Raw genomic sequence first — 9,733 nt, forward strand, 5'->3', positions numbered from 1 at the left:
CCAAGATCAAACCAGGAGCCCTCTCAACGCCGGGACACCGGCAACCGCCAACCTGCAGCCCGGCACACCCACCAGCCCCACAGACCTAACCAGTTACACCGTAGGAACGGCACCCGCCCCCGCGCCTCGTACGCCGGGCGCAGCGCCACGGGTCCCTTCGTCCTAAGGCGCCGGGCCGTCCTAAGGCGGGGGATCGAGGGCCCCTCGACCTAGTCCCAGCGCCCTAGCCCCCTGCCGCCACAGGTCGGATACGCGCTGTCACACCTCGCCGGTACGGTTGGCGCATGAGTCAAGGTCCCCGGTCCGGGCTGTACGCGGTGAGCTCGGCCCTGCTCGCCATGAGCAGCCAGCTGGAGGTGCGTGACGTCCTCAAGACGATCGTCGCCTCCGCCCGCGAGCTGCTCTCCGCGGAGTACGCGGCCCTCGGCGTCCCCGACGATCACGGCGGCTTCGCCCAGTTCGTCGTCGACGGCGTCACCGACGAGCAGTGGAAGGCCATCGGACCGCTCCCGCGCCAGCACGGCATCCTCGCCGCGATGCTCCAGAAGGCCGAGCCGGAGCGGCTCGCCGACGTCCGCGAGGACCCCCGCTTCGAAGGCTGGCCATCCGCCCACCCGGACATGTCCGACTTCCTCGGCCTGCCCATCCGGTACGGCGACGAGACGCTCGGCGCGCTCTTCCTGGCGAACAAGAACTGCTCCAAGCCCGCCGGCGGCTGCGGCTTCGACGAGGACGACGAGGAACTGCTCTCGATCCTCGCCCAGCACGCGGCCATCGCCCTCACCAACGCCCGCCTGTACGAGCGCAGCCGCGAGCTGACCATCGCCGAGGAGCGCTCCCGGCTCGCCCACGAACTGCACGACGCCGTCAGCCAGAAGCTGTTCTCGCTGCGCCTGACGGCCCAGGCGGCCACCGCCCTGGTCGACCGGGACCCGGCCCGCGCCAAGGGCGAGCTCCAGCAGGTGGCCGCGCTCGCGGCCGAGGCGGCGGACGAGCTGCGCGCGGCGGTGGTGGAGCTGCGCCCCGCCGCCCTCGACGAGGACGGCCTGGTCGCCACCCTGCGCACCCACATCCAGGTCCTGGACCGCGCCCACTCGGCCACGGTCACCTTCGGGAGCACCGGCGTGCGCGCCCTGCCCGCGGCCCAGGAGGAAGCCATGCTGCGCGTCTCCCAGGAGGCCCTGCACAACGCGCTGCGGCACGCGGAGGCGGACCGCGTGAGCGTCACCCTGGAGCGGCACGGCACGGGCGCGGTGCTGCGCGTCACGGACGACGGCAAGGGATTCGACCCGCGCGCGACGCGTCGCGCCGGGCGGCACTTGGGCCTGGTCTCCATGCGGGACCGGGCCGGCGGGGTCGGCGGACGGCTGACCGTGGCATCGGAGCCCGGCAAGGGCACCACGATCGAGATGGAGGTTCCCGGTGGCTGAGAACGAAGGGGCGGTGCCCGCCCCGGTCACAGGGCGGATCCGGGTGCTCCTGGTCGACGACCACCAGGTGGTGCGCCGCGGCCTGCGGACGTTCCTGGAGATCCAGGACGACATCGAGGTCGTCGGCGAGGCGTCGGACGGCGCCGAGGGCGTCGCACGCGCCGAGGAGCTGAAGCCGGACGTCGTCCTGATGGACGTCAAGATGCCCGGCATGGACGGCGTGGACGCGCTGCGCAAGCTGCGCGAGCTGGCCAACCCCGCGCGCGTGCTCATCGTCACCAGCTTCACCGAGCAGCGCACCGTCGTGCCCGCCCTGCGCGCGGGCGCCGCCGGGTACGTCTACAAGGACGTGGACCCCGAGGCCCTCGCCGGAGCCATCCGCTCCGTGCACGCCGGGCACGTCCTGCTCCAGCCCGAGGTGGCGGGCGCCCTGCTGTCCCAGGAGGAGGCCAACCACTCCCAGGGCAGGGGCGGCTCCCTGACCGAGCGGGAGCGCGAGGTGCTCGGCCTGATCGCGGACGGCCGTTCGAACCGCGAGATCGCCCGCGCCCTCGTGCTCTCCGAGAAGACCGTCAAGACGCACGTGTCGAACATCCTCATGAAGCTCGACCTCGCGGACCGCACCCAGGCCGCGCTCTGGGCCGTGCGCCACGGCGTGGCGGGCTGATGCCCCTTGGCGCGCCGGGGCGGTGAGCGCCCCGGGCGCACACCGGGGGCGGTCAGTACGGACCGTCGCGTTCCGGGCTGAGATTCATACCGTCGTGTGGATGTCCCCCGGATGGCGCATCCCCCGCGGTGCGCGGCCGTTCTCCAGTGCGTGCTGCGGCGCTTCAGCCGCAGCTTCCGCTAGGAGGGTTTCAGCAGTGAAGAACGTGAAGAAGGCCGCGGCCATCACGATGATGGCGGGTGGCCTGCTGGTCGCCGGTGCCGGTATGGCTTCCGCCCACGGCGGCGCCGACGCCAACGGCAACGCCAAGAACTCCCCGGGCGTCGTCTCCGGCAACCAGATCCAGGCCCCGGTGCACGTCCCGGTCAACGCCTGCGGCAACAGCGTCAGCGTCGTCGGCATCCTGAACCCCACCTTCGGGAACGTCTGCGAGAACGTCTGACCGCCCGCGCGCGGCCCACCCCCCCCCAGGCCGCGCGCGTCGCGTCGCCCAGCACAGCCCCGGCCCCAGGGCCGGGGCCCCCGCCCACCAGCGCCACCAGAAGGAACACACCCATGAGCATCGCCAAGAAGGCCGCCCTGGCCGTAGCCGTCGCCGGTCTCGCCGCGGGCGCCTCCGCCGGAGCCGCCTCCGCCACCGACGCCCACGCCGACGGCAACGCCAAGAACTCCCCGGGCGTCGGCTCCGGCAACCTCGTGCAGGCCCCGGTCCACATCCCGGTGAACGCCACCGGCAACAGCGCGAATGTGGTCGGCATCCTGAACCCCGCGTTCGGCAACCAGTCGGCGAACCACTGACGCGCGACACCCACGGGCACTGGACCCCGCGGACCACAGGTCCGCGGGGTCCCGCGCGTCCGCCCCCCTGACGCCCCGGAAGGCACCCTCACAGGCGCCCCGGTAGGCAGCCCCACAGGCGCCCCGGCAGCGGCGGGCCAGCGGGCGGGCCGGACTACCCCCGCCCGCCCTCAAGCACCTCGACGTACGAGTTGTACGCGGCGACCTGCGCCCGCCGGGCCGTCCGCTCCACCGGCTGAAGCGCCGCGGCCCGCGCGGCCATCTCCGACGCGCTCACGGCCCCGCCGTGCCCGTGGTCGTAGGCCATCGACACCAGCAGGCCCACGCGCTGCGCCAGCTCCAACACCCGCACCGCGCGCGGCGGATACCCCGGCGCGAGCAGCTCGCGCCCCCGGTCCGCCCGCGCCCGATAGGCGTCGAGCGCCGCCTCGGCGAGCGGCCCCGAAGCTGCCACGTCGAGCCGGGAGAGAACCCGCGTGGCCTCCCGCATCGCCTCCGCGAGCTCCCGCTCCGCCTCGCCGAGCGACGGCACGTCGGCGGGCGGCGCCTCCCGCACCGGCAGGCAGTGCCACACGACCTCCACGTGGACGTCCTCGGCGGCCGCCGCGTTCTCGGGGCCCGCCTCGTACACCTCCGGCACGAGACCGTACGGCGCGCCGGACGCGACGACGGCCTCCTCGGCCTCAAGGGCCCGCTCGTTGAAGGCGGGCGGCCCGCTCAGCCCGAGCGGATGGCCCGGCACCGGCAGCGCCACCCGGAGGCCGGTCACCCCGAGCCCCCGCAGCCGTCCGAGCGCGAGCGTCAGACCGACGGGCGCCGGCTCCCCCGGCAGCCCCTCGACCCGGTGCACCGCGTCGTCGTCCACGATCGCGTGCACCGCGTCATCCGGCGAAACAAGTCCGGCCAAAAGGGCATTTCCCCATGCGGCCAAGCGTCCTGAGCGTGGTTCCGAGAGCATGCACACAGCCTAAGGACCAGCCTCAGCACGGGAACGCTCGGCCAGTGGCGTAGGTTTTATCCGGGGGCTGCGTCCACAGAGTCCACTGACGCCGCGACAGCCGAGACTGCAATGGGAGAGACCGCGCTCATGAGCGAAGTACTGGAGCTTAAGGACGTATCCGTGGTCCGCGAGGGCCGGGCTCTGGTGGACCAGGTCTCCTGGTCGGTCAAGGAGGGGGAGCGCTGGGTCATCCTCGGCCCGAACGGGGCGGGCAAGACCACCCTCCTCAACGTGGCGTCCAGCTACCTCTTCCCGAGCAAGGGCACCGCCACCGTCCTCGGCGAACAGCTCGGCAAGGTCGACGTGTTCGAGCTGCGCCCGCGCATCGGCATGGCGGGCATGGCCATGGCCGACAAGCTGCCGAAGGGCCAGACCGTCCTGCAGACCGTCCTCACCGCCGCGTACGGCATGACGGCGGGCTGGCAGGAGGACTACGAGGACATCGACGAGCAGCGCGCCCGCGCCTTCCTCGACCGCCTCGGCATGAGCGACTACCTGGACCGGAAGTTCGGCACCCTCTCGGAGGGCGAGCGCAAGCGCACCCTGATCGCCCGCGCCCTGATGACCGACCCCGAGCTGCTGCTCCTCGACGAGCCCGCCGCCGGTCTCGACCTCGGCGGCCGCGAGGACCTCGTGCGCCGCCTCGGCCGGCTCGCCCGCGACCCCATCGCCCCCTCGATGATCATGGTCACGCATCACGTCGAGGAGATCGCCCCGGGCTTCACACACGTCCTGATGATCCGCCAGGGCAAGGTCCTCGCCGCGGGCCCGCTGGAGCTCGAACTGACCTCGCGCAACCTCTCCCTCTGCTTCGGCCTGCCGCTGGTCGTCGAGCAGCGGGGCGACCGCTGGACCGCGCAGGGCCTGCCGCTCGGCTGACCCGGCACGCCCTGTCCGTAACGGGAGTCGCGGCCCTACCATGATTATGTGGACATCGACGCATGGGTGTGGTGGCTGATCGGCGCGGTCGGCCTGGGAATCCCGCTGGTAATGACCGCGATGCCGGAGTTCGGCATGCTCGCCGTCGGCGCGGTGGCCGCCGCGGCGACCGCGGCCGTCGGGGGCGGAGCCGTGGCGCAGACAATCGTCTTCGTCGCCGTCTCCGTCGCCCTGATCGCGGTCGTACGGCCGATCGCGGCCCGGCACCGCTCCCAGCGGCCCGAACTGGCCAGTGGCATCGACGCCTTGAAGGGCAGATCCGCGGTCGTCCTGGAGCGGGTGGACGCCTCCGGCGGACGCATCAAGCTCGCCGGTGACGTCTGGTCGGCGCGCTCGCTCGACACCGAGCAGACCTTCGAGGTCGGCCAGCAGGTGGACGTCGTCGAGATCGACGGAGCGACCGCCGTCGTGATGTGACGGCGCGAAGCCGTCCGTCAGGCCTTCAGGTGACGCCGCCGGGTGATCGGAACCCCCTACGGGGCAGGCGGCGTTCTGAGAGACTCGCAGCGAGATCGCCAAGATCTTCCGGAACCGCCGAAGCACGAAGGGTAGTGGGGAACCACGATGGAACCAATCATCATCGTCCTGATCATTCTGGTGGTGCTGGTCTTCATCGCCCTGATCAAGACGATCCAGGTCATCCCGCAGGCCAGCGCCGCCATCGTGGAGCGCTTCGGCCGCTACACCCGCACCCTGAACGCGGGCCTGAACATCGTCGTCCCGTTCATCGACTCCATCCGCAACCGCATCGACCTGCGCGAGCAGGTCGTGCCCTTCCCGCCGCAGCCGGTGATCACCCAGGACAACCTGGTCGTGAACATCGACACCGTCATCTACTACCAGGTCACCGACGCCCGCGCCGCGACGTACGAGGTCGCCAGCTACATCCAGGCGATCGAGCAGCTCACCGTCACCACCCTGCGCAACATCATCGGTGGCATGGACCTGGAGCGGACCCTGACCTCCCGCGAGGAGATCAACGCGGCGCTGCGCGGCGTCCTCGACGAGGCCACCGGCAAGTGGGGCATCCGCGTCAACCGCGTCGAGCTGAAGGCCATCGAGCCGCCCACCTCCATCCAGGACTCGATGGAGAAGCAGATGCGCGCCGACCGCGACAAGCGCGCCGCGATCCTCCAGGCCGAGGGTGTCCGTCAGTCGGAGATCCTGCGCGCCGAGGGTGAGAAGCAGTCCGCGATCCTGCGCGCCGAGGGCGAGGCCAGGGCCGCGGCCCTGCGCGCCGAGGGCGAGGCCCAGGCGATCCGCACGGTCTTCGAGTCCATCCACGCGGGCGACCCCGACCAGAAGCTGCTGTCCTACCAGTACCTCCAGATGCTCCCGAAGATCGCCGAGGGCGATGCCAACAAGCTCTGGATCGTGCCCAGCGAGATCGGCGACGCCCTCAAGGGCCTCGGCGGCGCGCTCGGCAACTTCGGCCCGATCTCCGGCGGCGGCCCCGCCGCCAAGTCCTCGGGCGGCGTGGAGCGCCGCGAACAGCCGCCCATCGACTGACGCGCGTACGGTACGACGTTGGGGCCGCACCCTTCGAAGGGTGCGGCCCCAACGTCGTACCTGCGGTCAGGCGGCGGGCTGTGACAGCCAGTCGGGCAGTGCCTCCAGGTCCTCACGCCCGAGCGTGAGCAGCATCGCGTCGGCGGGCGTCGGCTCGAACGGCTCCCGCAGCAGCGGCATCCCCGCCTGCTCCGGCGTCCGGTCCGCCTTGCGGTGATTGTCGAGCGCGCACGACGCCACCGTGTTCAGCCAGCTGTCCGCACCGCCCTGGGACCGGGGCACCACGTGGTCCACGGTCGTCGCGCGCCTGCCGCAGTACGCGCACCGGTGCCGGTCGCGCACCAGCACCCCGCGCCGTGACCACGGAGCACGTCTTCGGAACGGCACGCGTACGTACCGGCAGAGCCTGATCACCCGGGGCACCGGGAGGACCACATCGGCGGCGCGCATCCGCAGGCCGGGGTGGGCGTGCTCCACGACGGCCTTGTCCTGGAGGACAAGCACGACGGCTCGGTTCAGCGTCACCGTCGACAGTGGTTCGAAGCTCGCGTTCAGGACCAGCGTGTCTCGCATCTCGCCCACCTCCCGTGTGCACCCGCCCACCCCCGTGGCGGGCTTGGATCAACTCTGGCCGGGCGCGCCGGGATGGACAACGCAATAAAAGATGCCCGCCCCTGATCACTTCCAAGACCAGGGGCGGGCAAACGTTCAATGAACGGTCGGCGGGTGTCAGTCCTCCGCGAGCGCCGCGTACTCGGCGACCACGTGCGCCCGCGCGAGCGTGTGGAACCGCAGGTTGAAGCCGACCACGGCGGGCGTGGCGGCCGCGTCGGGCCCCAGCTTCTCCTGGTCGACCGCGTACACGGTGAACACATAGCGGTGCGCCGGGTCACCGGGCGGCGGGGCGGCACCTCCGAAGTCCTGCGTCCCGTAGTCGTTGCGCACCTGGACCGCGCCGTCGGGCAGCCCCTCGAACTTGCCGCTGCCCGCACCGGTCGGCAGCTCGGTCACCGAGGCCGGGATGTCGAACACGACCCAGTGCCAGAAGCCGCTCCCCGTGGGGGCGTCCGGGTCGAAGCACGTCACGGCGAAGCTCTTCGTCTCCGGCGGGAAGCCCTCCCACCGCAGCTGCGGCGACGTGTTCCCGGCCGCGTACACCTGGGCGTCCGGCAGCGTCGCGCCCGCCTCGAAGTCCGCGCTCGCGACCGTGAACGACGGCACGGGCGGGTGGAAGTCGTGCGGCAGCGGCGGCCTGTTGACCTCGGCCACGTAGGCACCTCCTGATCGGTACAGACTGATCGCTACTGATGGATCAGTACGGACAACGGTTCTCCAGCGCGGGCGATCACCCACGATCACGGCGACCGCCCGCGCTGACGAGCCTAGGCCTCAGAACCAGTTGCGGCGGCTGCCGACCTCGGACAGCCACGCGTTGAGGTACGCGGCCCAGTCCGTGCCCTGGAAGTCGTGGAGGCCGACCGTGAACGACTTGTAGGAGTCGCTGCCCTCGCTGAACAGGCCGGGCTTCTTGTCCATCTCCAGGACGACGTCCATCTCGCGGTCGTCGGCGACGAAGCTCAGCTCCACCTGGTTCAGACCGCGGTACTGCTCCGGCGGGAAGAACTCGATCTCCTGGTAGAACGGCAGCTTCTGCCGCGTGCCGCGGATGTGGCCCTTCTCCATGTCGGCGCTCTTGAAGCGGAAGCCCAGCTGCCCGAAGGCGTCCAGGACGGCCTGCTGCGCGGGCAGCGGGTGCACGTGGATCGGGTCAAGGTCACCGGAGTCCACGGCGCGGGCGATCGCCAGCTCCGTCGTCACACCGATGTTCATGCCGTGCAGCTCGCGCCCGGCGAAGTGGGTGATCGGCGTCTCCCAGGGAATGTCGAGGCCGAACGGCACCGCGTGCACCGCGTTCGCCTTCAGCTCGAAGGCACCGCCGAGGCGCTGCTTGGTGAACTCGACGTCCTGCTTGAACTCCTGGTCGTTGCCCTCGACCTCGACCCGGGCCTGCAGACCCACGGCCAGTCCCTCGATCTGCTGGTCGACGGAGCCGCCCTGGATGCGCACCTCGCCCTGGACGACACCGCCCGGCACCACGTTGGCCTCGGTCAGCACCGTCTCGACGGACGCACCGCCGGCACCGAGACTCGCAAGGAGCTTCTTGAACCCCATGACTCTCCTCCCCAGGACCCTGCCTGTGGCTTGATTCGTTCGATGGATCGTCGACTTCGATCCGTACAAACGCGACCAGCGCGTCTGTGGTTCCGCGCTCTCACCCTTGCGCTCTCACGTTCGCCGCGAGAAGGCCCCCGGACCAGGTTCCGCCGGCCCTCCGCGCGGAACCCGCACACATCCGGTGCACTACGCTCGTACGCCATGATCGCGGGACCTGACCGTACGCCCCTGCCCCGAGAGTTCTTCGACCGACCCGTCCTCGAGGTGGCCCCCGACCTGCTCGGCCGCGTCCTCGTGCGCAACTCGCCGGACGGCCCGATCGAGCTGCGCCTGACAGAGGTCGAGGCGTACGCGGGGGAGGCGGACCCGGGCTCGCACGCCTATCGGGGCCGCACCGCTCGCAACGACGTGATGTTCGGCCCGCCCGGCTACGCGTACGTGTACTTCACCTACGGCATGTGGCACTGCCTCAACTTCGTGTGCGGCCCGGAGGGCGCCGCGAGCGGGGTGCTGCTGCGCGCGGGGGAGGTCGTCGAAGGTGCCGCACTGGCCCGCAAACGTCGACTCTCGGCCCGAAACGACAAGGAACTGGCCAAAGGCCCCGCGCGCCTGGCCACGGCCCTCGACGTGGACCGCGCCCTCAACGGCACCGACGTCTGCGCCGGCCCCGAGGCACCCCTCAGCATTCTCACGGGGATACCCACCCACCCCGACCAGGTCAAGAGCGGTCCCCGAACCGGAGTCGGCGGCGAGGGCAGCGTCCACCCGTGGCGCTTCTGGGAGGCCAACGACCCCACAGTCAGCCCTTATCGGGCCCATACGCCCCGCCGTCGCCGAACTTGACGTGGCGTTGGCACGTCCGTAATGTAGCCCGAGCCGCTTGACCCGGGTACGGCAATCAGCCTGCAGCCGGAAGCGGCCAACCACTACCTACGACTTCCCCTTCGCGGGGTCTTATTTCGCATGTCCGCATGCCGAAATTCGAATCCGCAGACTCGATTATGAGTCGCCGGGAGGATCCGCTAAAGTAGTGACCACGCCGAAAGGCAAAGGCCCTCCAACGGCCACCGGAAATGAAATCCGAACCGGGAACGGAACGGAAAGCAGATCTGGTAAGGTTGGAAACACGAAATACCGAAGGGAAGCGCCCGGAGGAAAGCCCGAGAGGGTGAGTACAAAGGAAGCGTCCGTTCCTTGAGAACTCAACAGCGTGCC

The 9,733-nt window shown here is 70.8% G+C and carries 12 protein-coding genes; 8 read left to right on the forward strand and 4 right to left on the reverse strand.

Translation table 11 applies throughout. The features are described from left to right. Positions 1-284: 284 nt before the first annotated feature. The 4 genes from IG74_RS0142580 (at position 285) to IG74_RS0142595 (ending at position 2,895) form a co-directional block, all read left to right on the forward strand. A complete protein-coding gene (locus IG74_RS0142580; protein ID WP_030688764.1) occupies positions 285-1,430 on the forward strand; it encodes a GAF domain-containing sensor histidine kinase in 1,146 nt (381 codons plus the stop codon). Beyond that, on the forward strand, positions 1,423-2,097 hold the full coding sequence (locus IG74_RS0142585) for a response regulator (RefSeq protein WP_234334645.1): 675 nt from the start codon (positions 1,423-1,425) through the stop codon (positions 2,095-2,097). The genes IG74_RS0142580 and IG74_RS0142585 overlap by 8 nt, the downstream gene beginning before the upstream one ends. 196 nt (positions 2,098-2,293) lie before the next feature. Further along, entirely contained in the window at positions 2,294-2,539 is a 246-nt protein-coding gene (locus IG74_RS0142590) for a chaplin (protein WP_030688770.1), read from the forward strand. Positions 2,540-2,652: 113 nt separating this feature from the next. Beyond that, positions 2,653-2,895, forward strand: a complete 243-nt coding sequence (locus IG74_RS0142595; RefSeq protein WP_030688772.1) for a chaplin — start codon at positions 2,653-2,655, stop codon at positions 2,893-2,895. 154 nt (positions 2,896-3,049) lie between these two features. Here the strand turns inward: IG74_RS0142595 and IG74_RS0142600 are convergent, their stop codons facing one another. After that, positions 3,050-3,853 (reverse strand): hypothetical protein, encoded by an 804-nt coding sequence (locus tag IG74_RS0142600; RefSeq protein ID WP_030688774.1) that lies wholly within the window; start codon positions 3,851-3,853, stop codon positions 3,050-3,052. A 129-nt stretch (positions 3,854-3,982) separates the two neighbouring features. On the opposite strand from IG74_RS0142600, the gene IG74_RS0142605 reads away from it, so the two are divergent. The 3 genes from IG74_RS0142605 (at position 3,983) to IG74_RS0142615 (ending at position 6,343) form a co-directional block, all read left to right on the forward strand. Then, complete coding sequence (locus tag IG74_RS0142605; protein WP_030688776.1) at positions 3,983-4,774, forward strand: ABC transporter ATP-binding protein; 792 nt, start codon at positions 3,983-3,985, stop codon at positions 4,772-4,774. Between the two features lie 48 nt (positions 4,775-4,822). Continuing rightward, a complete protein-coding gene (locus IG74_RS0142610; protein ID WP_030688778.1) occupies positions 4,823-5,251 on the forward strand; it encodes an NfeD family protein in 429 nt (142 codons plus the stop codon). A 147-nt stretch (positions 5,252-5,398) separates the two neighbouring features. Then, positions 5,399-6,343, forward strand: a complete 945-nt coding sequence (locus IG74_RS0142615; RefSeq protein ID WP_030688780.1) for an SPFH domain-containing protein — start codon at positions 5,399-5,401, stop codon at positions 6,341-6,343. A 66-nt stretch (positions 6,344-6,409) separates the two neighbouring features. Here the strand turns inward: IG74_RS0142615 and IG74_RS0142620 are convergent, their stop codons facing one another. From IG74_RS0142620 to IG74_RS0142630, 3 genes are all read right to left on the reverse strand, one after another. After that, complete coding sequence (locus IG74_RS0142620) at positions 6,410-6,916, reverse strand: HNH endonuclease (protein WP_030688782.1); 507 nt, start codon at positions 6,914-6,916, stop codon at positions 6,410-6,412. A gap of 156 nt (positions 6,917-7,072) precedes the next feature. After that, complete coding sequence (locus IG74_RS0142625; RefSeq protein ID WP_030688783.1) at positions 7,073-7,612, reverse strand: YbhB/YbcL family Raf kinase inhibitor-like protein; 540 nt, start codon at positions 7,610-7,612, stop codon at positions 7,073-7,075. A 120-nt stretch (positions 7,613-7,732) separates the two neighbouring features. After that, the gene (locus IG74_RS0142630) at positions 7,733-8,515 is read right to left on the reverse strand and encodes a sporulation protein (protein ID WP_030688785.1); all 783 of its coding nucleotides are present in this window, start codon (positions 8,513-8,515) and stop codon (positions 7,733-7,735) included. Positions 8,516-8,719: 204 nt separating this feature from the next. On the opposite strand from IG74_RS0142630, the gene IG74_RS0142635 reads away from it, so the two are divergent. Further along, positions 8,720-9,361, forward strand: coding sequence for a DNA-3-methyladenine glycosylase (locus IG74_RS0142635; protein ID WP_030688787.1), 642 nt, complete (start codon positions 8,720-8,722; stop codon positions 9,359-9,361). The last annotated feature ends 372 nt before the right edge of the window (positions 9,362-9,733 follow it).

Source organism: Streptomyces sp. NRRL B-1347, from assembly GCF_000720325.1.
Classification (GTDB): domain Bacteria; phylum Actinomycetota; class Actinomycetes; order Streptomycetales; family Streptomycetaceae; genus Streptomyces.

What these genes read in the sequence shown, in the direction of transcription:
- IG74_RS0142600 (WP_030688774.1), bottom strand. Translation starts at nt 3,853, where the DNA reads ATGCTCTCGGAACCACGCTCAGGACGCTTGGCCGCATGGGGAAATGCC.
- IG74_RS0142630 (WP_030688785.1), bottom strand. Translation starts at nt 8,515, where the DNA reads ATGGGGTTCAAGAAGCTCCTTGCGAGTCTCGGTGCCGGCGGTGCGTCC.
- IG74_RS0142595 (WP_030688772.1), top strand. Translation starts at nt 2,653, where the DNA reads ATGAGCATCGCCAAGAAGGCCGCCCTGGCCGTAGCCGTCGCCGGTCTC.
- IG74_RS0142615 (WP_030688780.1), top strand. Translation starts at nt 5,399, where the DNA reads ATGGAACCAATCATCATCGTCCTGATCATTCTGGTGGTGCTGGTCTTC.
- IG74_RS0142620 (WP_030688782.1), bottom strand. Translation starts at nt 6,916, where the DNA reads ATGCGAGACACGCTGGTCCTGAACGCGAGCTTCGAACCACTGTCGACG.
- IG74_RS0142635 (WP_030688787.1), top strand. Translation starts at nt 8,720, where the DNA reads ATGATCGCGGGACCTGACCGTACGCCCCTGCCCCGAGAGTTCTTCGAC.
- IG74_RS0142580 (WP_030688764.1), top strand. Translation starts at nt 285, where the DNA reads ATGAGTCAAGGTCCCCGGTCCGGGCTGTACGCGGTGAGCTCGGCCCTG.
- IG74_RS0142605 (WP_030688776.1), top strand. Translation starts at nt 3,983, where the DNA reads ATGAGCGAAGTACTGGAGCTTAAGGACGTATCCGTGGTCCGCGAGGGC.